The sequence below is a fragment of the Chrysosporum bergii ANA360D genome (assembly GCF_029891735.1).
GTDB lineage: Bacteria > Cyanobacteriota > Cyanobacteriia > Cyanobacteriales > Nostocaceae > Umezakia > Umezakia bergii.
The window spans coordinates 1-23005 of record NZ_JANQDH010000039.1 but is presented as its reverse complement, the minus strand read 5'-3'; the positions used below and the strand labels follow the sequence as shown (position 1 = coordinate 23005).

The 23005-nt window shown below is 42.7% G+C and carries 18 protein-coding genes and 2 pseudogenes; 10 read left to right on the top strand and 10 right to left on the bottom strand.

What is annotated here, in order from left to right; translation table 11 throughout:
* Positions 1-57 precede the first annotated feature (57 nt).
* The 5 genes from NWP17_RS05970 to NWP17_RS05950 all read left to right on the top strand — a co-directional run bounded on the left by NWP17_RS05970 (position 58) and on the right by NWP17_RS05950 (position 3295).
* Positions 58-1350, top strand: coding sequence for an AmpG family muropeptide MFS transporter (locus tag NWP17_RS05970; protein WP_280653999.1), 1293 nt, complete (start codon positions 58-60; stop codon positions 1348-1350).
* The gene (locus NWP17_RS05965) at positions 1335-1748 is read left to right on the top strand and encodes an ABC transporter permease (RefSeq protein WP_280653998.1); all 414 of its coding nucleotides are present in this window, start codon (positions 1335-1337) and stop codon (positions 1746-1748) included. The genes NWP17_RS05970 and NWP17_RS05965 overlap by 16 nt, the downstream gene beginning before the upstream one ends.
* A gap of 76 nt (positions 1749-1824) precedes the next feature.
* Positions 1825-1989, top strand: coding sequence for a hypothetical protein (locus NWP17_RS05960; RefSeq protein WP_280653997.1), 165 nt, complete (start codon positions 1825-1827; stop codon positions 1987-1989).
* A gap of 81 nt (positions 1990-2070) precedes the next feature.
* Complete coding sequence (locus tag NWP17_RS05955) at positions 2071-2481, top strand: GNAT family N-acetyltransferase (protein WP_280654019.1); 411 nt, start codon at positions 2071-2073, stop codon at positions 2479-2481.
* A gap of 55 nt (positions 2482-2536) precedes the next feature.
* Positions 2537-3295: a HEAT repeat domain-containing protein gene (locus tag NWP17_RS05950; protein ID WP_280653996.1), complete on the top strand. Its 759-nt coding sequence runs from the start codon at positions 2537-2539 to the stop codon at positions 3293-3295.
* 143 nt (positions 3296-3438) lie between these two features.
* Here the strand turns inward: NWP17_RS05950 and NWP17_RS05945 are convergent, their stop codons facing one another.
* From NWP17_RS05945 to NWP17_RS05930, 4 genes are all read right to left on the bottom strand, one after another.
* Positions 3439-3861 (bottom strand): phosphomannose isomerase type II C-terminal cupin domain, encoded by a 423-nt coding sequence (locus NWP17_RS05945; RefSeq protein WP_280653995.1) that lies wholly within the window; start codon positions 3859-3861, stop codon positions 3439-3441.
* 16 nt (positions 3862-3877) lie between these two features.
* Positions 3878-6574, bottom strand: a complete 2697-nt coding sequence (locus tag NWP17_RS05940; protein WP_280653994.1) for a glycoside hydrolase family 10-like protein — start codon at positions 6572-6574, stop codon at positions 3878-3880.
* Positions 6575-6770: 196 nt separating this feature from the next.
* The gene (locus tag NWP17_RS05935) at positions 6771-8111 is read right to left on the bottom strand and encodes a TIGR03279 family radical SAM protein (protein ID WP_280653993.1); all 1341 of its coding nucleotides are present in this window, start codon (positions 8109-8111) and stop codon (positions 6771-6773) included.
* Between the two features lie 34 nt (positions 8112-8145).
* Positions 8146-9111: an undecaprenyl-diphosphate phosphatase gene (locus NWP17_RS05930; RefSeq protein ID WP_280653992.1), complete on the bottom strand. Its 966-nt coding sequence runs from the start codon at positions 9109-9111 to the stop codon at positions 8146-8148.
* Positions 9112-9335: 224 nt separating this feature from the next.
* On the opposite strand from NWP17_RS05930, the gene NWP17_RS05925 reads away from it, so the two are divergent.
* The 3 genes and pseudogenes from NWP17_RS05925 (at position 9336) to nadB (ending at position 12490) form a co-directional block, all read left to right on the top strand.
* Positions 9336-10115, top strand: coding sequence for a DUF3120 domain-containing protein (locus NWP17_RS05925; RefSeq protein WP_280653991.1), 780 nt, complete (start codon positions 9336-9338; stop codon positions 10113-10115).
* Between the two features lie 202 nt (positions 10116-10317).
* Positions 10318-10747: pseudogene (gene psbU, locus NWP17_RS05920) on the top strand (photosystem II complex extrinsic protein PsbU).
* Positions 10748-10761: 14 nt separating this feature from the next.
* Positions 10762-12490 (top strand): annotated as a pseudogene (gene nadB, locus NWP17_RS05915) (L-aspartate oxidase).
* Between the two features lie 136 nt (positions 12491-12626).
* On the opposite strand, the gene NWP17_RS05910 reads toward nadB, so the two are convergent.
* From NWP17_RS05910 to NWP17_RS05890, 5 genes are all read right to left on the bottom strand, one after another.
* A complete protein-coding gene (locus tag NWP17_RS05910; protein ID WP_280653990.1) occupies positions 12627-12845 on the bottom strand; it encodes a hypothetical protein in 219 nt (72 codons plus the stop codon).
* Between the two features lie 34 nt (positions 12846-12879).
* Complete coding sequence (locus tag NWP17_RS05905; protein ID WP_280653989.1) at positions 12880-15075, bottom strand: CHASE2 domain-containing protein; 2196 nt, start codon at positions 15073-15075, stop codon at positions 12880-12882.
* 487 nt (positions 15076-15562) lie between these two features.
* Positions 15563-16561 (bottom strand): vitamin K epoxide reductase family protein, encoded by a 999-nt coding sequence (locus NWP17_RS05900; RefSeq protein ID WP_280653988.1) that lies wholly within the window; start codon positions 16559-16561, stop codon positions 15563-15565.
* Between the two features lie 153 nt (positions 16562-16714).
* Positions 16715-17563 (bottom strand): photosystem I biogenesis protein BtpA, encoded by an 849-nt coding sequence (btpA, locus tag NWP17_RS05895; RefSeq protein WP_280653987.1) that lies wholly within the window; start codon positions 17561-17563, stop codon positions 16715-16717.
* 110 nt (positions 17564-17673) lie between these two features.
* A complete protein-coding gene (locus NWP17_RS05890) occupies positions 17674-18006 on the bottom strand; it encodes a MerR family DNA-binding transcriptional regulator (protein ID WP_342393998.1) in 333 nt (110 codons plus the stop codon).
* 609 nt (positions 18007-18615) lie between these two features.
* Between NWP17_RS05890 and rimO the strand changes: the two genes are divergently transcribed.
* On the top strand, positions 18616-19944 hold the full coding sequence (gene rimO / locus NWP17_RS05885) for a 30S ribosomal protein S12 methylthiotransferase RimO (RefSeq protein ID WP_280653985.1): 1329 nt from the start codon (positions 18616-18618) through the stop codon (positions 19942-19944).
* A gap of 236 nt (positions 19945-20180) precedes the next feature.
* Entirely contained in the window at positions 20181-21710 is a 1530-nt protein-coding gene (locus NWP17_RS05880) for a DEAD/DEAH box helicase (protein ID WP_280653984.1), read from the top strand.
* A 23-nt stretch (positions 21711-21733) separates the two neighbouring features.
* On the opposite strand, the gene NWP17_RS05875 is transcribed toward NWP17_RS05880, so the two are convergent.
* Entirely contained in the window at positions 21734-22684 is a 951-nt protein-coding gene (locus NWP17_RS05875; RefSeq protein ID WP_280653983.1) for an aldo/keto reductase, read from the bottom strand.
* Between the last annotated feature and the right edge of the window lie 321 nt (positions 22685-23005).

Genomic DNA, 23005 nt, shown 5'->3' with positions numbered 1-23005 from the left:
ACAGCAGCTATGGGAAGATAACTGCAATTCACAAGATTGAGAAGGAACCTTGAAAATATGAATCCAGTGCGATCGCTGCTGAAGGTTTTCGCCAGTCGGAAAATGGCTGCTTTAACATTCATAGGTTTTTCCTCTGGTTTACCCTTGTTCTTAACCAGTAAAACCCTGCAAGCTTGGATGACTGTAGAACAAGTGGATTTAACCGCCATTGGCTTATTTAGCCTTGTGGGTATACCCTACTCATTAAAATTTATCTGGTCGCCTTTGTTAGATAGGTTTACAGTGCCAATTTTAGGTAGACGACGAGGCTGGTTAATCACACTGCAAATGGGGCTATTGATAGCCATCGCCCTCATGGCTTTCCAACAACCCAAACAAGCACTACAATTATTAGCCATTAATGCGGTAGCCATCGCCTTTTTAAGTGCCAGTCAAGACATTGCAGCTGATGCCTACCGTACTGATATTTTAGAATCATTAGAGTTGGGAGCGGGTGCTGCTGTTTTCGTGTTGGGTTATCGGATAGCACTATTATTCACAGGCTCTTTGGCATTGGTGCTGGCTGATAATTTACCCTGGCCATCAGTTTATCTATTAATGTCCTTGGGGATGGTAATAGGAATTATTGCCACCTTATTGGCACCAGAACCCAAAGAAACCAGCCCACCAGAATCTTTAACTGCTGCGGTAATTTTACCTTTTGGGGAATTTTTCCAGCGATTGGGGGTCATCCCAGCCATTTTAATCTTGCTGTTTATCGTTCTGTATAAACTGGGCGATTCCTTTGTCAACAATATGTCTACACCCTTCTTGCTGCAAACTGGATTCACCCAAACCGATATCGGCGCAATTCAAGGTGTTATGGGGCTGATTGCCACCATTGTCGGCACTTTGGCAGGGGGAACAATTTTGAGTAAAATTGGTGTCAACCGCTCACTTTGGTTATTTGGTGGGTTGCAGGCAGTCAGTAATTTAGCTTACTATATTCTAGCCAACATCGGGCAAAATTACCAGGCTTTAGTACTAACCATCAACATCGAAAACTTTTGTGGAGGTTTAGGAACGGCCGCCTTTATGGCATTTTTAATGAATATGTGTAACCAGCGCTTTTCTGCTACCCAATATGCTTTATTATCAAGTTTTATGGCTGTCAGTCGTGATATTCTAGTTGCGCCAGCAGGAACTCTAGCAAAAAGCACGGGTTGGCCGTTATTTTTCATTATAAGTATAGTCGCTGCTATCCCAGGACTACTTCTGTTACCATTGTTTGCCCCTTGGAATCCTAAACCAGTGGCAATATCCAGACCAGGACTTGAACAAGAAGACGAAGATTTATGGGGAACCAAGTAGTTATTATTGTCGGCACATTTATTCTCTTAATCACTGGCTTGTTACTCGGTTATGTTCTATCGCAGTTAGTTTTAGGGTTTTTAGCCTTTAACTTACTAACTCTGTTGGGAACATTCAGCCTGATTTTAATTTTTGGTACACTTTATTACGTCTTATTTTGGCAACTACGCAGGCAGGAATTACAAGTAACGACCATTGAAACACCAGCCCAGGTACAAGGGCAAATCAACACCCAAACAGCCGATAACCATCTGAAAAATAAACTAATTGCCAAATTAGGAGGTGATATCGCAGCAGCCGAGCGATTAATTGATCAAGCAAAGGTCAACTATCCGGGAATGCCAGAAAATTGGTATTGCGAGCGAGTAATTGATGACCTAGAACGGGATCAACGTTAACTATGCCCAAAAGTCGCTACAATAAATTCAGAAAAGTTCACCAATCTTTAACTAAATTCTCACACAATAAGCCCCAATGGTCATCATTCGTCAATACATCGCCCCATTACTAGCAGTGTTGGTATTCTCATTAGCCTTAGTGGCGGTCAGCGCGCGCATTTTTCTACCCTCTGACATGGCAGCACCCGCACCCATTGAGGAAAAAGCGGAAACCGTTTCTCTCTCCCTACTTACACTATAACTGAGTTTGTCTGAACAGCTGTTACCCGGTTACCATATTCGTCGCGGTTCAAGACTAGAGCGATCGCTGCTAGTGAAATTTATGCGGCTAACTTACCAAGAGCTATTTCCCCAGCAAGATTTTGGCCACCTAGCAGCAACCGTTGAACAATATTTCTCCCAGGAAACCCCCCTGTGGTGGGTAGATTGTTCAGCCGCGGAAAAATCCCCGCCATCTCCCATTGCTTGTATCTGGGTGGGAAATGCCATAGATCAAATCCATGGCCATCGCCATGCTCACATTTTTATGCTTTACGTATTCCCGGAACATCGGCGGCGCGGGGTTGCCACAGCTTTGATAAAATATGTAGAAAATTGGGCAATTCAAAGAGGCGATCAACAAATTGGCTTACAAGTTTTTACATCCAACCCACCCGCATTAAATCTTTATCATCATCTCGGTTATCAAACTCAATCCCTATGGATGGTAAAATCACTGCATCAGACTCAATGAACTAATCATTAGCATGGGGATTGAGGTAAATCCCACTAGGGCATTTAAATGATATATGTATGACGAAAAAGACCTAAGCTTACTTGATGTCGAGGTAGAAGCTCAAAGCCCCTTGGATAACATAGCAACCGACAGAAGTGTTGAACCTGAAGTGGCAGAGCTTGATCCAGAAGTGATGTTGGCTCTATTGCAAGATCATCAACCCCACCAACGGATGTTAGCGGCTCGCGCTTTTTGTGATATTCAAGATAAACGGGCTATCCCCCATTTAATTCACCTGTTAACTGATACCTGTCCCTTGGTGCGAGTAAGTGCAGCCTATGGTATTGGACGCAATCCTAGTCCGGAAGCGGTAGAACCGTTAATTTTACAACTTAATCAAGACTGGAACGGCTACGTGCGTAAAGGTGTAGTTTGGGCTTTAGGGAATTGCCGCGATCGCCGTTCTTTAGCCCCCCTAGCAGATGCCTTAAAAACTGATATTTCCGCAGTGCGCCTATGGTCTGCCAGTTCTTTAGCCCAAATGGCAAATGTTGGTTATGAAGCAGTGGTGGGAGCTATACCACCCCTCATTGAAGCCCTAGTCCAAGATCCAGTGGCTGCTGTGCGGAGTAATTGCGCTTGGAGTATTGGTCAACTGTGCCGAGAATTACCATCTAACATAGTTTATGCCACAGCCATAGATTCACTAATTCAAGCCTTTGCCGAAGACCAAGATTTAGGAGTTCGGGAAGACTGCAAAGCTTCACTATTAGGGGTGGGCGATCCTCGTGGTTTGCAGTTGATTGAAACCTTAGAACAAGAGGGCTTTTGAGTGTGTTATGGTACGAAGGTAGTCGGCATGGCGCAGCGGTACGACTTTTTCAGCAAGGCCTGGTTAGCAAGTTGTGCTGAACCTTCAAGAATCACCGACCTAGAAGGTCGGTGAGTATGTCAAATTGCTATCTCAGACCTCATTTACTTTTGATGAACTTTTTTATTGTCTGTCCCCGGCTTAACTAAATTCAGTTCATAAGGCCGTTCTGTGTCATCCTCTCCCAAATACTCACCATTTTGAATTTCCAGAATAACTAGGGGAATATGTCCTGGGTTGTCTACCTTATGGAGAGTAGCTGCAGGGACAAAAGTTGATTGATTTTTAATCAGTAACTTTTCCTCTGTTCCGCAAGTTACCTTAGCCACACCAGAGACCACAACCCAATGTTCATTACGGTGATAATGGATTTGTGGTTTAATCCCGTGTCTAGGCTTAATTTCCACACGACTAATTCTATAAGTCTCCCCTTCTTCTATCACCTCTACAGTACCCCAGTATCTTTCACCAGAATGATCAGAAGACTCGGGAATATTTGATTGAATATGATCCTTATTCTCAGACATAAATTTCTCAACTAAATCACTGTATCTTTTGCACCCGGCGTTCGCCATAACGTAATAGCCTTTCTATAGTAACCAGACGATTTTCCCAGGTTTGGACTTGATAGGGATTATCCCTAGCTTGTTGAGCCATCCACATGGGAAATTGAGATTGAAATCGATTCAATATCGCTTTGGCAGCTACTAAATTATTAAGAGAAGGTGAGGCTGCCAGCTGATTTAAAGTAGCTTGTACAAGCCTTACCTGTTGATTAAAATCCAAAATTGTCGCAGCAGACATTTGTAATTGCTGATTTTCCAACACTAACTGCCATTCTCCTTGTAAGGTAGTATAACGGAGAGCAGCAGTTTTAAAAGGGTGGCGGTAAGGAATAGGTTCATAGGTACTATAATAAACTTGTCCTTGGGTATTAGTAAAAATTTGTTCTAATTCATCATTAAAATTCTCCATCGCAAACAGTGCATAACCACTCACGGGTAAATCTCTGATTACTTGTAGTTGGTCAAAGGCTCCCAAATTAGGCAAAGAAAGCAAGCGGATACCTGGTAACAACAAAGTAGAACCTAAATTTCTGGAAGCTATCCAAGGTTCCGCTAATTTTTGGAATCTAGAAGTATCTTCAGCATAGGTCATGGGCACAATTAAATCTATATCTCCTCGCCTTGCCCAAACTTCCCAATTTTGTTGCAGTTTTTCAATGCGTTCTATTTCCGGTATGGGAAATACAGCCACTGAAAAAATCAAATCTGGGCGCTTTTCTCGTAATTTCTGGGTCACTTGGGCAACAAAGCTATTCACCTGTTCAGTACGAAATGCCGTCCACTTCCGCCACAAGTTCTGTTGACGGGGAGAAATATTTACTGGATCTACACCATGCAACTGCTGAAACCGCGCTCTTGCGGCTTTACCATAACCATAAGTGCGTCCAGCAAATGGGTCTTGAAAAGGATAGCGAATGTAGTCTAGTTGCAGACCATCTACTTGATAGCGAGTGACAATTTCTTCATACAACTTCAATAAATACCGCCTTAACTCCGGATTAGCTGGGTCGTAAAATGGCTTGGTCTGACCAACAGGAATTGTCTCACCCCGGTGATCGTAATTTGCCCAATCAGGATTGGCCGCCAGCACCGGACCAGGATAATTAGGACTGGCATTAATTAGTTTATTGTGTACCAGATTACCTGCTGCAAACACCCAAACCCAAGCGTGTAACTCCATTCTCCGGGCGTGGGCTAATTTCACCGCCGAGGCCAAGGGGTCCCAACCGCGAATTAATGGGTTGGTTTGTGGTGCGACTTGACTGGGATAAATAGTATAACCAGCGTTGACAGTTTCAAAAAAAATAGTGTTAATTCCCGACTTTGCCAAGCGATCAAAAATTTTAGCCAGTTCTTTTTCGCTACCAGCCTGAACAATTGTCCCCCGGTCTAACCACACAGCCCGCACTTCTGCGGGAGCTAATCTGCGATTGACAGGAAACTGCTTCCATAAATTCGCCTTGGTTGCTAGCCACTGTTGCTGCGCTAAACCATAGTTTTTTTGGGCAATCAATTCAGGTAATTTTTGGGCAACTAACCTTGCTTGTGATACTGCTTCCTGTTGACTGAGAATTTCTGGTGTGGTTCTGCTGGAAGTTAATTCTACCTGTTTTGTCTTTGGAGATTGGTTACTGGTGATCATTTCACCTATCCCTCTGTTACCATAAGCTGATGCTGCTAAATTAGCGCTTTCTACTCGACCAATCAAACTTTCTAGCTGATGTTGAAGTGCAGTTTTTTCAGTGCTACTCGCTATCACTTCATGATCATCAGTTGGTTGGTTGGAGTTGGGTGCAGCATCCATACCCACAACTTCGGCTGGTTCTGGTGGCTGGATTTGTTGAGGACTAGGGGGAGTAGGTAGTGAAGAATATGGAGTGAAGGACAATGGAGAAGATGAGGGAGCAGTTGCCACTGATGTACCGCAAGTTGGGGATGCTCCTGTAATTTTTTTCTGGACATTTTCTGCCGATAGATGGCGATTTAAAGCAGCTTTTAACCAATTGTTATCTAAATCGGCTGAGGAGGCTGTATTTGTTCCCCAGCGCCAACCAAAGAAAGTAGAACGCTCCGTCGTCACCACTGCTACAGGATTATCTAGAGAATTCCACAGAGCAGCCCCTTGAGTGCTAACATTGTTAGGAATTAAAACACCGCCTTTGACACTGCCAAATAGTCCGTTTTGGTTTGCCCATTGATGATTCGGACTTTTTGAGGGTTGTATTTGTTGGGTCTGATTAAGACTAAAACCCCAATAACCACCTAAGAGCGATCGCAATAACTGCCGAACTCCTGGTACTGATAAACTACCCACAGCACCGCTAGCAATCACCTTTCCGCCCTTGCTCATCCATTCCTGTAGTGCCACTGCTTGGATTGGTGTTATTCTCTCAACATTAGGCAAAAACAATACTTGGCGATCGCCAAAATCTACCCCACTCCTGACATTAGCCAGGCGAATAACGCAATATTTCACATTTACTGCTTGCAGTCCCTTGGTGATTTCTGCCCATTCCTGGTTATTATCCTGGCTGTGTACCACGGTTAACACAGGTTCCCTACTGGTGGCCGTTGCCGGTAGGATACCACAGCAATTAAAAATTAAAAGTTTAAAACTGACAATGAAGAATCCAACTTGTTTAACTTGTTTATGGCATTTACTCTGATTCTTCACTACTCACTCCTCAGTTACGATTGACTCACTTTCTTTTATTTATCATCTTCTTGACACTCCCCGGCGTAAACGCTTCAACCTATTCATCCCTTGCTATAGCTGTTTTCGCTGCTTAGTAAGGTACATCATTAACAAGCAGGATGCTTGTGTTACAAGACGATCACAGTACCGTCGAGAAATAACTGATATTTGCCAACTAAGCCAAAACAACTCCAGTAATACAAGTATTGATCAGTTCTTCAATACCAGAAACTGGGAATATTTCTGTATTCAGTTTACCAGCTACCTCTGCCAAGCTCATATCATCTAAAAACACTAATTCCCCATGTTTAAGCATCACTTTTGGCAGCAAAATTCCCCCGCCTAAATCTTTCCCATGGAGATTGAGAAGTAAATCATGACCTGTAATTAACCCAGTAACAGTAATATTTTGACCCCAGTAATCACTACATAAAGCCTGCATATTTACTTCTAAACCCTCAACTTGATTTAAGCGTTGCACAATGGGTTGAAATGCCTTTTCCACTGCATTACCAACCACCCAAGTTAGTTTTCTCGGTTCATCCAGCTTGGCGGGTAACAATTCTGCGGCCATAGATGTAAACTGCTTAATAAATAAACGAATAGAACCGACACCATTATCAATTTGCGGATATTCTTCATATTCCGCCTCTGTGGGCAATTCTTCACCTGCAATCAAAAACCATTCATCAGCTAACCAAGCAAAACGAGAAGCGAATTTTTGGCGAAATTGTTGGGAGATGCTTTGCACTTGGGAAATTACTTCTTGAGCTTTTTCCCTGGTTACAGGGATGAGTTCATCTTCTGGTGGGCGAAATTTTGTCAAACCCACTGGCACCACCGCCACTGATGCAACAGCAGGTATTTCCCCACTATGGAAAAACGCTAAATCCTGGAGGGTTCGTTCTAGGTGTTGACCATCATTAATACCAGGACAAACCACTACTTGGGCGTGAATTTGCAATCTCCGGTCTTGGAACCATTTAATTTGTGAGAAAATTTGTCCAGCACGCTGATTTTTTAGCAATCTAATTCTAATTTCCGGTTCCGTAGCATGAACAGAAACAAACAAAGGAGAGAGGCGCATTTGTTCAATGCGCTGCCATTCTTTCTCTGACAAATTAGTTAGAGTTAAGTAGGAACCATATAAAAAGCTGAGACGGTAATCATCATCTTTTAAGTACAAGCTGGAACGCTTACCGGGTGGTTGCTGGTCAATAAAGCAAAATGGACAACGGTTATTACATTGAATTAAACCATCAAATAAAGCCGTGGCAAATTCTAGCCCTAGGTCTTCATCATAATCTTTTTCAATTTCAATGTGATGAGTTTTACCATTCCTGTCTAAAACTTCTAATTCCAGAAATTCATCAGCACATAAAAATTGATAATCAATTAAATCGCGGGGCTTTGTGCTGTTGATAGCAACTATGGCATCCCCAGACTCAAAGCCAATTTCTGCGGCGATGGAATCCGGTAATACTTTAGTAATTTGGGCAGGATGGATGGTAGACATAATAAGGGAATTTTAGATTTTAGTTGCTTGACTATTAACTATTTTTCAACAAACCGGCGCTGATGGCCGCCAAGATGACCACACCAAATATGAGACGATACCAAATAAACACCCAAGTGCTTTTGGTTTTCAAAAATTGTATCAAACCAGCGATCGCTATATATGAAAATATCCCGGATGAAATTACTCCCACAACCATAGGAACCATAGCCACATTACCCACACCTATTTCTAAAAAATCTTTTAATTCTACTAATCCAGCCATAGTGATGGCGGGAATTCCTAACAAGAACGAAAATCTGGCCGCAGTTTCCCGTTCTAAGCTCATAAATAATCCCCCGGTGATGGTAGAACCTGAACGGGATACCCCAGGAATTAATGCCAATGATTGAGCTAAACCCATCCACAGCCCATCTTTAAGGCTGAGATGCTCAAAGTTTCGTTGACGCTTACCGAGTTTTTCTGCCAATCCCAATAATAACGACATCAATATAGAAGCAATGGCAATGGCTACTAAGCTTCTTAAGGGTGAACTATCATAATCTGGAATAAATCTTTTAATTAACAATCCAAACACCACTATCGGTATTGTTCCCAAAATAATTCCCAGAAATAGCTGAAAGTCATGGCTGTCGTAGTCTTTCTGAGTAATGGCTTTAATTGCGCCCTTGATAATTTGCCTCATGTCATCCCAGAAATACCACAGCACGGCGATAATACTCCCCAGCTGAACAATGGCTGTAAAAGCTACTCCCGGATCACCCCAACCCAATGCTACGGGTACAACTTTTAAATGTGCTGAACTGCTGATGGGGAGAAATTCAGTCATACCCTGAACAAAGCCTAAAAAAATAGCCTGCAAGATATTCATTTGTTGCTGTACTTCTTCTAAACCTGGATTACCTGGGCTACTGAAAACTTTTGTCGGAAATATTGCAACTGAGCAAATGGCAGATGCTGCACTTAACATTATAAAGCATTGACGTTTCGATAAAGCCATTTATTTTACCTGCTACAACCAATTACACAAACAGCCCTCTGGATCACCTTCCAGGAAAATCCCCCCAGAAAGTACCGGTTTGGTACAGATCAAGAATTTTTTTATTTTAGTCACCACTTTAGGCAAAAACTCAGTAAAATAAAAATGCCCTGGGGGGGCATTTGAAATGTGATACCTTAAATAATATAAAGTTTAGTAACAAAAATTAAAAACCCAAAAAAACCTTGATTAACAACATTTTGTCTTCCTACACCACTTCTACCACCGTGATTAATACTGATTTAGCCGCAAGAGAATTTGAGTCGAAGAACATCAGGGAATTAGAATCTACACTTTCCCTATCTCCTCCCATAGCCATATCTACTGCTGTGGGGGAAATTTGGTTAGTATTTGCAGCAGCTGTGTTATTAGTATCAGTACCAGTATTTATAGAAGCGCCCTTGGTGCGATCGCTACCAATTATCAGTGTAGCCAGTACAGGATTTTGGCTATGGCTGAGTTTTAGCTTAATGTCACGCCCTCAAACTTATACCTGGGGAGATTTGCTGTTTGGCTTTAGCTGGAGTTGGTTAGCAGGAGCAATTTACTGGGGTTGGCTGCGTTGGGAACCCCTCTGGCATTTACCAGTAGAGTCTATTGGTCTACCATTTGCTTGTTGGTGTTTACTCAGGAATTGGGGCAAAGTTGGTAACTGGTTTTATTTAGGCTCCTTACTGGGTACGGTGTTAACAGATGTATATTTTTATATAGTAGACTTAATGCCCTATTGGCGGCAAGTTATGCAGGTTGAACCTGCTAATGTATCACCAATTTTACAATCTGCTTTAATCCAGGTACAAACCCCTTGGGGAGAAGGCTGGGCAGTAGTTTTAGCTATATTGCTCTTAACAGCAGGAGTTTTACCTTTACGTACAAAATCAAAACATTGGTACGCTTTTATCGGAGCGGTGTTAAGTACAATTTTGGTAGATACCCTATTTTTCATAGCTGCAAGTGCAGCCTAAAAAGTAATTACTCGTAAAGGCAGGGAACAGGGAACAGGCAAAAAAATCAATAAGGTGTAAAAAGTGTTGTTCAAAAACCAAATAGGAGTCCAAAACCAATGTACTTTAGCTCGTGCGTCTAAATTGACCTCAGAGTTGATAGTATTGTTAAAGATTTAGGTTAAGGTCGTGATTTCAGTTTGATGAACAAGGGAGAAAAATCGTGAAAACATTGATGCGTTTATTAACAGTATTTAGCTTGTTGCTCGGTTCCTGGGGATGGCTGGGAACAAATCACATAGCCACAGCAGCCAATATCAATAGCCTAACTTGGCAAAAAGTCCCAATTTTGGCAATTTCCCTCCAGAACAGTGCAGACGCTAAATTAGGAACAGAATTTGGTAAAAAAAATAGACTTGAATAATACCAACGTGCGAGCTTTTCAACAGTACCCAGGGCTATACCCCACTCTAGCTAGAAAAATCATTCTAAATGCTCCATACAAAGAAGTAGAGGATGTATTGAACATACCGGGATTAAGCGATCGCCAAATAGAAATTTTGCAAAGTAACTTAGGAAACTTTGCTGTTACCGACCCAACTACTGCCTTCATTGAGGGCGATGATCGCTTTAACAATGGTATCTACAGATAGCTAAAAAATGGGGCATGGGGCATAATCCCCTTGTCCAAAATCCCAAACCCAAAATCCAAAATCCAAAATTGTTTGACATTCCTAGCGAATTTGATGTTTTAGTAATCGGTGCCGGCGCTGCTGGACTGTACACAGCCCTGTGTTTACCAGAAAACCTGCGAGTCGGCTTAATTACAAAAGAAACTCTGTCTTTATCCGCCAGTGACTGGGCTCAAGGAGGCATTGCTGCGGCCATTGCTCCAGAAGACTCCCCCTCATTGCATATTGAGGACACATTGCAAGCAGGAGCGGGCTTGTGCGATCGCCCGGCCGTAGAATTCCTTGCCCAACAAGCCCCCCAGTGTATTCAATCCCTCCTTAACTTGGGAGTAGCTTTTGACCGTCATGGTCAAAGTTTAGCTTTAACCTTAGAAGCCGCTCACTCTCGTCATCGTGTCCTGCACACTGCTGACACCACGGGTAGGGAAGTGACCACCACCCTCACAGCGCAAGTATTGCGCCGCCAAAACATTCAAGTCATCCAGCAAGCCTTGGCTTTGAATCTGTGGCTAGAACCCGAAACCCCAAGATGTCAAGGAATTAGCCTATTTTATCAAGGTAAAATCACATGGATCAAAGCTGCTGCGGTGGTTTTAGCAACAGGAGGAGGAGGTCAGGTATTTGCCCAAACCACCAACCCAGCTGTCAGTACAGGAGACGGGGTAGCCATGGCCTATCGAGCCGGGGCTATTCTCCGAGATTTGGAATTTGTGCAATTTCACCCTACTTCCCTGACTAAACCCGGAGCAGATCACTTTCTCATTAGTGAAGCTGTACGTGGCGAAGGCGCACACCTTGTAGATGACACAGGACGACGTTTTGCCTTTGATTATCATCCTGCTGGTGAACTAGCACCTAGGGATGTAGTTAGTAGAGCTATTTTCAGCCACCTCAAACACACAGCCATTGATCTTGCCACAGCCCATGTTTGGCTAGATATGCGCCCCATCCCCCCAGAAAAAATTAGTCATCGCTTTCCCAACATTGTTAAAGTTTGTCAACATTGGGGTATTGATGTCTTCCATGACCGCATTCCCGTAGCCCCGGCTGCTCATTACTGGATGGGTGGTATTGCCACTGATTTAATGAATCACACCAACATTGCGGGTTTATACGCAGTGGGAGAAAATGCCAGTACGGGAGTTCATGGGGCTAATCGTTTAGCAAGTAACTCTCTACTGGAGTGTATTGTGTTTGGCGCGCAAATGGCTAATATTAATTTAACCAATGTCACACCATCCCCACAATTACGCACACTGCCATCCAGAAAATTTAGCGCCGATATCAGCGCATGGCAAAGCCAAAAAACAGATTTAGAAACAATTAGAGAAAAATTACCACCATTGGTTTGGCAAAGTGCAGGTATTTGTCGAGAACAGTCAGGTTTAGCAGATGCCATCGCTACCGTAGCATCTTGGCAAGAAGATTTTGCTGCCTTGCCCTTAAGTCAATTTTTATTCTCTTTAAGTCCTAAAGAACCAGCGACTTTAGATATACCAGATGTAGAACGGCAAGTACGACTGTGGGCAGAAACCCGAAATTTACTAGATGTGGCTTATTTAATTCTCAACAGCGCAGCTTTTAGAACCGAAAGCCGTGGCGGACATTACCGGCTAGACTACCCCCAGCCAGACCCCAATTGGCAAGTTCACACCATAGTACAAAAAGTCTCAATGGCAGAAATCTCCGGTCCGGAAAAACTAGACATTTTTAGCCAGAGTGAGGTACATAATTAGCGTAACTGTATTAAGCAGCGAAGGGTTTTGTTATCAGCAAGCAAGATGCTCGCGCTACAAGAGATCATTTACATTTGTATCTCACGTGTTTAAAAAATGTTATGTCAACGAGTACCACTACCATTTTTACTGTCAGGACCCCCATTATTTGGCGGAACATATATTTCTTGGAAATCCTGATAATTAACTCTATTGTTGGTTAAACTTATACTGCCACTGGAATTCAATTCATCAAACGTGACAGCATCAAGGCTGACTATGGCAGCAGCTATTTTTGGACTGATGATTAAACAAATATTGATACAAAATATAACAGCTTTCATAAAGATTAGGGTAATTAAATATACATAATATCTTTCAGGCAAATTCATAACAATTTTTACCCAGATGCTTGGCGCGGTACATAGCCGCATCAGCTTGTCTGATCAGTGTTTCAGCATCTTGACTACTGAGGGGATAAACGCTAATACCAATACTGGCAGAAACCCTAGCAGTACATCCCTCCAAAACAATTGGATAATTAATGCTGGCTAAAATTTTTTCAGCGATTTTAGCTGCTGCCTCCAAGTGAGAAATTGAGCGTAAAATTACTGTAAATTCATCGCCTCCTAATCGGCACACAGTGTCGTTATGGCGTAAAGTTTTGGTCAGTCGTTCAGCAATGGATATTAGCAAGCGATCGCCCATGTCGTGTCCTAAACTATCATTGATTTCCTTAAAGCCATCTAAGTCAATAAATAGCAGTCCCAGTAACAAATTATGATTTTTTGCCCAAAGTAACGATTCTTGGAGTTGTTCTGCAAAAAATTTCCGATTACTCAAACCTGTTAAAGGATCATGATCAGCCAGATAACGCCAATGGTCTTCCTGAAGTTTTAATTCATGATGAGAGCGGAATAACTCATCAGCAGTGCGCTTCAAGTGTTCTTCCCTTAACTTACGCTGGGTAATATCGCGGATGACCCCCACCAAAAAGAAATTACCAGCAGCGTCTTTGTGCAGCGATCGCTTAGTGGCAATTACATGAGTAGTACCAGTGGAATCAGTAAATTCTTCTTCATTTTCCTGGGGGTGCTGGGTTTGAAATACCAGCTGATCTTGTTGGCGAAATAAATTCGCCTCATGTTGAGGAAAAAAGTCATATTCTGATTTTTCAATTAATATAGTATCGGGATAACCGATTAACTGACAATAGGCGTCATTTAAAACCATCCATTTATATTGTTCATTTTTCACAAATACCGGATCAGCAATTGTGTTAATCACCTGTTGTAAAAATTCTTTAGAACGTTTTAATTCTTCTTGTCTATAGGCAATATGAGAAGTAATCCAAATAGCCGAAGCAGCAAAGGTTATTAATGCAGGGATAATTGGTATCCACCAACCCAACAAAAAAGCCAAGTAAGAAAATATAATCAGCACTAAGTAAGATAGTAAAATACTAAAAATGCTTTTCATCGGCGATCTAACCCGCCATGTGATCAGAGAACCCAGATAAGACCAAGCAAAAATCCATAAATATTCCCATTTATCACACCAAACTTTAAGTAAAGGTCTTCCTTGTAAAGCTGCTGAGATTAACTCATGAATAAAATAAGCTTGTAGTTGGATACCAGGAATAGGCTCGGCTGTACCAATCAAACTACTAGAATAAGGAATAAATACAAAATCTTGGATACTAGGAGCAGTAGAACCAATCAGTACAATGCGATCGCGAATCAAGTTTTTTGCCACCTTATTTTCTAGCACATCCCTCATATTCACCTGAGCATAACCACAGTATTTTAATAAACTGTGACAGCCTGGTTTAGGAAAATTAGACAAAATTTGGTAGCCTTTAGCATCCGCTCTCACATAAGCACCATCATTAGCTTCAAAGCGGGTAAAAACTGCCTTACCCAACTGTAAATATTCAGATTTATTAGCTGCTTTTTGGGGAGTAATACCTTCAGATTGTAAATACAATAAAGCCAACTTCAAAGCAAAACTTTCGTGTACTTCCTCACCAACGTGCCAATACAGCAAGCTACGACGTACTTTGCCATCAGGATCATATAACACATTATTAAAACCCACTTGGTGATCATTCATCTCCGGTGGAGGTGAAACACTAACACTTTGATTATTTGCCAATAGTTTATTCCCAATTAAGTTGGGCATTGATTTATAAGCTGCTACCAGTTTTTCATAACCAGACTTCACCGGTAAATTACGGTAGATATCTAAACCAATAGCGCGGGGTTGATGCACTTGTATTTTTTGTAATAAATCGGCAATATCATCATCTGGAATTGGCCAGGAACCTATTTGCTTTAAAGAAGCCTCATCAATGGCTACAATAGTTATACTACTATCAGGTGAATCATTTAGACGTAAGTGAAATAATTGATCTAAGCCTGCTAACTCTAAAGATTGTAATAATCCCACAGATCGGAGCATCAAGATACAAACTGTCACAATAAAAGCTGTAATCAATTCCCTATATTCTCGGACAAGCTTTTGTTTCAGTTTTCTAGGACACTTGACAAAATATTTTACTATTTGCTTACTCATACCTCAAGGTTTTTCGGCCTATTTTATTATAAACAGCTATAAGTTCACAAATTGATTTTTTGGTTTTTAGCAAAAAAAAAGTCAACTGGGAGAAAATTTCGCAGCGCATCAACCAGTTGACCGAAATATCAACGGCGAGCAGAGCTACTGGCTTCAGACATGGGGGTTAGCCGTTGGCGATTAAAATCGCCTTCCCCATTCTTCAACTAATTCGCTTGCACTAATAAACTCTAATATTCTGCCATGCCCTAGGTGTTAAAACTACGGTTCTTTTGGTTTTAACTTGATCATCAAGCATTGGTATATTTTTTAATCTTGTTTGTCCTTTCATGGTTGCCATTCTTAGATATACTATGTGAATGCAGCCAAAGTAATCAGGAACGTCAGTGGCGCTGGAATCCCCCGACTAAAGGCGGGGGAGTGTCAATAGTTTTATTATGAATTTTCGGGATACAAAGACTAATTTTTAGTTTTCCCTATTCTCTAATTATCTGAAATACTTAAAGTTTCTGGAACCTGTATAACCAGATATTTTTGCCAGTTCGTCCAGGTTTTGCACTCCGCTATAGGCTTTACCATTAATAATCCAAGTGGGGAAGCCGGTAATCTTAGCGGCTTGACAAACTTCTGGTTGACCTTTGGGGCTATCACTAGCACACTCCACCGTAATCTGATTATCTTGAAGAATCTGGTAAGCTTCTTTACCAAAGAGTAGTTTTTGTTCGTGGCAATGAGGACACCAATAGGCAACATATTCCTTAGCGTCTGTGGTAGCCAGATGGCGTGCTAATTCAATTTCTGCCTCACCAGAATTAGTGGTAATTGTCCAACCAAAAGCAGGGTTAGGTTGTTCTTTGGGAACAAAGTTAATTTTTTGAGGTTCTCCAAGGGTAGAGTTTGAGGTCACACCTGATGAATTTACCCCAGCATAGACACCTAAAGTACCAATCAGAGTGACCATCCCCACAATAATAGCGGTGAAGAAAATTTGCCCAATGTCTTCCCACACACGACCCATAATGGTCAACACTAAAAGGCTAACAGAGAAGAGGGCGGAAGCAATACAGTAATAACAGACCGCTTGGATTTGGAATGCCAACACATACATTAAATAGCCACTGAACACCGACATAGCGATCGCTCCTATCAACAGCAACCACGAAGTCAAGTTTTCTAGTTGTTTAAGGCTATTTTTATCACTTGGTTTCCATAGCAAAGGAGCAACAGCCAAAATCACCATAGTCACATAAGCCAAAAAACCAAATAAAGCTAACGGCTGACCGCCAAAAATTGGTATGGTTGCCCAAGGACTGGAAAGTACATCATCACAGCCTTTAGCTCCGGCTTCCGCCACACAAGCGGCAGTACCTCCTGTTAACTTTTTGATGGTGATATAACCTGTTGTCAAAGCACCAAGTCCGGCGATCGCGGCTAACAATGGACGGGACCATTTATGAATCCAAGGAGTAGAACGGCGGCGAATCATAGGTAGTAGTGTATTGGTTTTGCTTTTGACCAAAAGAATGGGATGAGAAGCCCGTCCTAGAAGGACGGCTTTTTATTGTGTTATACTACAAGAGTAGTCGGCTGCCTAGCTAACCCTAAGAAGGAACGTCAGTGACGCTGGAATCACCCGCCTTTAGGCGTGGGGAGTGTCAACAGAAATAGATTGAATATCACCTGGAGGATTTTCACCACTACGAGCAGCTTCCACAAATTGACTGACGCGAATCGGGTCAATTGGTTGCTCTATTCGACCGTGGCGCTTGAGTGAACTAGAAACAATTACACCATTTGCTGCTTCCATTAGTGTAGAAATATTTTCCCAATTAGCCCCACTACCAATAAAAACTGGAGTGCCATTAGCCGCACCAGAAGCTAATTCCAGGTCTTCTTGGTTAGGTGGGCTGCCGGTAGCCCAGCCAGACAAAATTATGGCATCTGCTAAACCTCTTTCAATTGTGTCTTTGACAGCAACTGTGAGATTTGGGGCACTCAACGGACGAGCGTGTTTCACCAACACATCAGCCATAATTTTGACATCGCAGCCCAATTCTCGCCGATAACGGAGTAATTGATGGGCTTCTCCTTCAATTAATCCTTGGTCTGTGGCCATCACTCCTGTCAAAACATTAACGCGAATGAATTCTGCTCCTGTGCTGTAGGCAATGGCCATTGCACTTTTGCTGTCGTTTCGCAAAACATTCAAACCTATGGGCAATGGCACCAAATTTTGAATTCTTTGTACCACCACAGTCATGGCACTCACCACTGCGGGATCTACTTGGTTTTTTACAAATGGCGCGTCAAAAAAGTTTTCCACAATAATACCGTTTACTCCGCCACTGGCTAGGGCTGCTGCTTCTTGTTCCGCACGGTGAATTACTGCTTTGAGATTGCCTCCCCAACGGGGCGAGGTGGGCAGTGGAAGTAGGTGAACCACGCCAATAATCGGTGTTCGAGTTTTAAATAGCTGATATAAGTCCACGTTATTAATCCGTTTTGCGGGGTCTAGTGTTCACCAGTCGAGAGTCCAGAACTTGTTTGACTGTGCCAATTGTGGATTTTGGATTTCTCTGAATTTTTTGATTTTCAATTTCAAATTCTTTTGAAGTTGAGTCCCGATCCAGTATCTTTGATAATTTCTGCGCCCGGGTAGAGGGATTGCATATCAGCGGTTTGTCTGTCGAGATCATGTCGCTGTTTTGAGGAACTGAATTGACAGTAGCAAATAGTGGTAGTCCTAGTTGAATCACGTCTGATGTATGATTCAAGATTGTACAATCTTTGCCCTGCCGGGTTTTTAATGCTTTTGATTTTTCCTTCATCTGCATATCTCCTCAAGGCATTAGGGTGCAACCCCAGAAATTCGACCGCTTTTCTGAGTGGTATGTAATTCTGCCATAGGTAAAGTATAGCATTAGTTAACACACGTTAGCATATGATTAACTAGCTAATTTCTTCTTCCCTAGGATGGAAAATATTGTAAAACCTATCCTAAGATATGTTAAGATCAAACCAGGCTAGAAGAGGAGTTTGCTACGCAAAAGAAGCGAGGTAACTTCCCACACTTGGGGCTGGTCTTCGGCGCATGATCGTTGGCAAGTCCTAAGTATAACGGTAGAGTAAGCGCTTTATTCGGCGTGTTTTCGTACTCATGCGAAAAAAATTACGCAGAGAGCGCGATTTCCCAGAGGGCAGCGACTTCTCACAACAAGCCCTTTGGGCAGCTTCCCGATGGGTAAATCAACAACACACGCTGCGGTAATGAAAAATACCAACAGAGAATTTGTGAAAAAAATAAAAGTGTCAATTATACTCAAAGACACTCCACTTGCCCCGGGAAATAGACTAAATAGTAAAAATATCATAACATGGCAGGAAAATATCCATGTCATGTAACTTTAGGTAGTAGCTGTCAGTTAAAGCCTGCTATTCTAGTCTAAAGTTTGTAAAGTTGTCTATCACAAGCAGCTAAAATAGGGCTGGTTGGATATCAAATTACCAAAAAAAGAAAAAAACAGCAAATGTTTTCAAAATATGGGTGAAAAGCCAACAATTGCCATTTCGCACTTGGGCTGCGAAAAAAACCGAATTGATACAGAACATATGCTAGGACTGCTCGTAGAAGCAGGCTATGGCGTAGATACAAATGAAGAGTTGGCAGATTACGTTATAGTTAATACTTGTAGTTTTATAGAAGCAGCAAGAGAGGAATCCGTCAAAACCTTAGTGGAACTGGCAGAAGCCAACAAGAAAATCGTGATCACGGGCTGTATGGCACAGCACTTCCAGGAACAATTACTGGAAGAGTTGCCAGAGGCAGTAGCATTAGTAGGGACGGGAGATTATCACAAAATTGTTAATGTCATCAAGCGTGTAGAACAAGGGGAGCGGGTACAAGAGGTTAGTGCCGAACCAACCTACATTGCCGACGAGACTACACCCCGCTATCGTACTACAACCGAAGGCGTGGCCTATCTGCGAATAGCAGAAGGATGTGATTATAGTTGTGCATTTTGTATTATTCCCCATCTGCGAGGAAAGCAGCGATCGCGTACTATTGAATCTATAGTTGCTGAAGCCGAGCAGTTAGCTAGTCAAGGGGTGCAGGAAATTATTTTAATTTCCCAAATCACCACCAATTACGGGTTAGATATCTATGGTAAACCAAAGTTAGCCGAATTACTGCGCGCTTTGGGTAAGGTAGATGTACGGTGGATTAGAATGCACTACGCATATCCCACCGGGCTGACCCCAGATGTAATAAAGGCAGTCCAAGAAACCCACAACGTTTTACCATATCTGGATTTGCCCCTGCAACATTCTCATCCAGATATTCTTCGGTCCATGAATCGTCCTTGGCAAGGACGGGTAAATGATGGGATTATTGAACGCATCAAACTAGCTCTGCCAAATGCCGTACTCAGGACAACATTTATAGTTGGTTTCCCTGGAGAAACCCCAGAACATTTTCAGCATCTACTAGAATTCGTCCAGCGGCATGAATTTGACCATGTTGGTGTATTCAAATTTTCACCAGAAGAAGGAACGCCGGCATACAAACTAGCCAATCCAATACCCCAAGAAATAATGGATGAGCGCTGGCATAGATTAATGGCGCTGCAGGAACCGATTGCAGCTAAAAAAAATCAACAGGAAATCGGCAAAGTTGTTGACATCCTGATTGAACAAGAACACCCTGAAAGTGGAAAGCTAATAGGTCGCTCAGGTAGGTTTTCCCCAGAAGTCGATGGTCAGGTATATGTCGATGGGGAAGCAAAATTAGGAACCATTGTACCTGTGGCAATCCACAATGCTGATACATACGACCTCTACGGTCACGTTGTCAATAGTTACCCAATGTAAAAGCATCAGGGTGGATCAAGCACTGCGTATGCCTGGATAAAGCAGTGTCTCCACCACCAGAGAAGTCATATTCAGCCCTTTAGGCATCACTGACCCTCTTTCCCCGTGGAGTCCTTACTTAGATGAGGGTTCCACCAAATAGTGATAAATCTGACCACTGAATGCAGATGTTGTTGATCAGCCACTGCCGTCAGATTGACAAATCTAAAACCAAAAAACAAAATCTAGGAGAATTAATGACTCTTTCCTTTCAAGAATTAGGTATTTCACAAAAACGTGTTGAGCAACTCGAAAAAATTGGTTTTACCACACCTACCAATATTCAGGCTCAAGCCATTCCCCAACTGTTAGCAGGTAGGGATGTGGTGGGTCAATCTCAAACCGGCACGGGCAAAACAGCAGCATTTTCCTTGCCAATTATAGAGCAGTTGGATATTAACCAAAAAGCTGTACAAGCAATGGTATTAGCTCCAACCCGTGAGTTAGCAATTCAAGTTCATGATGCCATCAGCCAATTTGCGGGCAACGAAGGATTGCGAATTCTGGCAATTTATGGCGGTCAATCAATTGAACGCCAAATGATGCAACTCAAACGCGGTGTTCACATGGTAGTAGGTACGCCAGGACGAATGATCGATTTACTAGACCGGGGTTGTCTAAAACTCGATCAAGTGAAGTGGTTTGTCTTGGATGAAGCTGACGAAATGTTGAGCATGGGCTTTATTGATGATGTGATCAAAATCTTATCTCAAGCCCCCCAAGAGCGCCAAACAGCTTTATTCTCGGCAACAATGCCACCATCCATTCGCATGATTGTTAACAAATTCTTGCGAAATCCAGCCACAGTCACTGTAGAACAGCCAAAGGCCACACCCAACAAAATCAATCAAGTAGCCTATCTCATCCCCCGTCACTGGACAAAAGCTAAAGCACTACAGCCAATTCTGGAAATGGAAGATCCAGAAACCGCTTTAATTTTTGTGCGTACCAGACGTACAGCAGCAGAACTCACCAATCTACTGCAAGCAGCAGGTCACAGTGTTGATGAGTACCACGGCGACTTGTCCCAACAAGCACGGGAACGACTATTGACCAGATTCCGTAATCGTCAGGTGCGCTGGGTAGTGGCTACTGATATAGCAGCACGGGGGCTGGATGTGGACCTACTTTCCCATGTGATTAACTACGACCTGCCAGATAGCCCGGAAACCTATGTTCACCGCATTGGCCGCACTGGTCGTGCCGGTAAAGAAGGTACAGCAATTTCTTTAGTACAACCCTTCGAGCGCCGCAAACAACAGGCATTTGAGCGCCACAACCGCCAAACTTGGCAATTGCTTTCTATTCCCACACGAGCGCAAATCGAAGCGCGACACATCCAAAAATTGCAAAGTAAGGTCAAAGAAACCCTAACAGGCGAACGCCTAGCTTCATTCCTCCCCATAGTCAGCGAACTAATCGGAGAATATGATGCTCATGCGATCGCCGCAGCTGCACTACAAATGGCCTATGACCAAACTCGCCCTGCTTGGTTGCAAACAGGCGTAGATCCGGAAGAAGATGCCCCCTGCCCCAAACCCAAGTTGACCAAGCGCCGTGGTGGCGAGTCTTCTGGCGACAGAAAACGTTCCTCTTGGAACGCCTCAGATAACAATAGTGAAGACGAAGGCAGACGAGTTACTCCTAAGCCCAAGCTGCGGACTCGCCGCGACGCTTCTATGTCATCCACCAATCAAAAGCTAGGTTCAAATGCAGCTAGAGAATAAAGTTATCACTCAGTATTCATTAGTTATTTCAACCAAGGACGACTGATTTCTTCTAGTTGCGCCCTGTCCTCGGTGCTTAATCTCCAGCCCAAAGCCCCAGCATTTTGTTTGACTTGTTCAGCAGTTTTTACCCCAGCAATGGGAATCACATTTTTTTGAGCAATTAACCAATTAAGGGCTACTTGGGCAGGAGTGCGATGGTACTTTTCTCCCAGAGTATGCAGTAAGGAAATTACTGGGGCAATTTTTTGTAACCCCTCTTGACTAAATCGCGGGTCTATTTTCCTCGCACCCCTGGGAGTTTCAATTCTATCAGGTGTATACTTACCTGTCAGCAATCCCTGAGCCAAGGGACTATAGGCTAAAATAGTCACACCCAAATCACGAGCTGTAGCCAAAATACCATTACTTTCAATTTGACGGGTTAGCAAAGAGTAGCGCACTTGGTTCACAGCTAAAGGTACTCCACGGGCAGCTAATATTTGCTGTGCGTCTCGCATTTGACTGGCTGAATAATTACTCACACCCACCGCGGCAATTCTACCCCGCTTTACTTCATCTGCTAGGGTATTCATCAAGGTTTCTTGACTTAAAAAGAAGGCAAATGGCCAATGCACTTGATATAGTTCGATCTGCTCTATTTGTAGGCGTTTAAGACTTTCAGTTAAGGCATTGGAGACGGATTCACCTGTAAATCGCCAAGGTAAGGGGCCAAACTTCGTTGCCATTTGTACAGGTTTTTCAGCTTTTTTCATGAATCTGGCTAACAATTTTTCTGATAGCCCAAAACCATAAATTTCCGCAGTGTCAAAAAAAGTAATACCAGCCTCTAATGCGGCTGTAAAAGCTTCCTCTAACTGTTCTACTCCATAGCCATCGCCATAATTCCAAAACAGTTTGTCACCCCAAGCCCAAGTACCAATACAAAGGGGTGTAACAGCCGGACCATTTTGTCCTAGTGTGATGTTTTCCACGACTTAATATTTATTTACATTTATTTACTTTTCTTAGTGTAACGCTACAAATAAAATGTCATCCCCACAGGATTCACTAACTCCATGAAAATTGGCAGATTTAGTGAAGAGAGAGTTTATGGTTAATTAACGGCTAAATTACCTACTGTTTTCGGTTCAAGTAGCAATGACAACTAGTAATTTAACGTGAGTTCGACGGAGAGGAAGGGGCAAAAAGCTTGCTGTGTAAGAATTTGCTCAAGCGGCATTCATGGGAGCGATCGCGCACAGTGAGACATCACTACGATTAATTGAGAATCGGTAAAAAGTGACAAAAAAATG

What these genes read in the sequence shown, in the direction of transcription:
- rimO (WP_280653985.1), top strand. Translation starts at nt 18,616, where the DNA reads ATGGGTGAAAAGCCAACAATTGCCATTTCGCACTTGGGCTGCGAAAAA.
- NWP17_RS05905 (WP_280653989.1), bottom strand. Translation starts at nt 15,075, where the DNA reads ATGAGTAAGCAAATAGTAAAATATTTTGTCAAGTGTCCTAGAAAACTG.
- NWP17_RS05900 (WP_280653988.1), bottom strand. Translation starts at nt 16,561, where the DNA reads ATGATTCGCCGCCGTTCTACTCCTTGGATTCATAAATGGTCCCGTCCA.
- NWP17_RS05960 (WP_280653997.1), top strand. Translation starts at nt 1,825, where the DNA reads ATGGTCATCATTCGTCAATACATCGCCCCATTACTAGCAGTGTTGGTA.
- NWP17_RS05880 (WP_280653984.1), top strand. Translation starts at nt 20,181, where the DNA reads ATGACTCTTTCCTTTCAAGAATTAGGTATTTCACAAAAACGTGTTGAG.
- NWP17_RS05945 (WP_280653995.1), bottom strand. Translation starts at nt 3,861, where the DNA reads ATGTCTGAGAATAAGGATCATATTCAATCAAATATTCCCGAGTCTTCT.
- NWP17_RS05965 (WP_280653998.1), top strand. Translation starts at nt 1,335, where the DNA reads ATGGGGAACCAAGTAGTTATTATTGTCGGCACATTTATTCTCTTAATC.
- NWP17_RS05935 (WP_280653993.1), bottom strand. Translation starts at nt 8,111, where the DNA reads ATGTCTACCATCCATCCTGCCCAAATTACTAAAGTATTACCGGATTCC.
- NWP17_RS05970 (WP_280653999.1), top strand. Translation starts at nt 58, where the DNA reads ATGAATCCAGTGCGATCGCTGCTGAAGGTTTTCGCCAGTCGGAAAATG.
- NWP17_RS05955 (WP_280654019.1), top strand. Translation starts at nt 2,071, where the DNA reads ATGCGGCTAACTTACCAAGAGCTATTTCCCCAGCAAGATTTTGGCCAC.
- NWP17_RS05950 (WP_280653996.1), top strand. Translation starts at nt 2,537, where the DNA reads ATGTATGACGAAAAAGACCTAAGCTTACTTGATGTCGAGGTAGAAGCT.
- NWP17_RS05910 (WP_280653990.1), bottom strand. Translation starts at nt 12,845, where the DNA reads ATGAAAGCTGTTATATTTTGTATCAATATTTGTTTAATCATCAGTCCA.
- NWP17_RS05930 (WP_280653992.1), bottom strand. Translation starts at nt 9,111, where the DNA reads ATGGCTTTATCGAAACGTCAATGCTTTATAATGTTAAGTGCAGCATCT.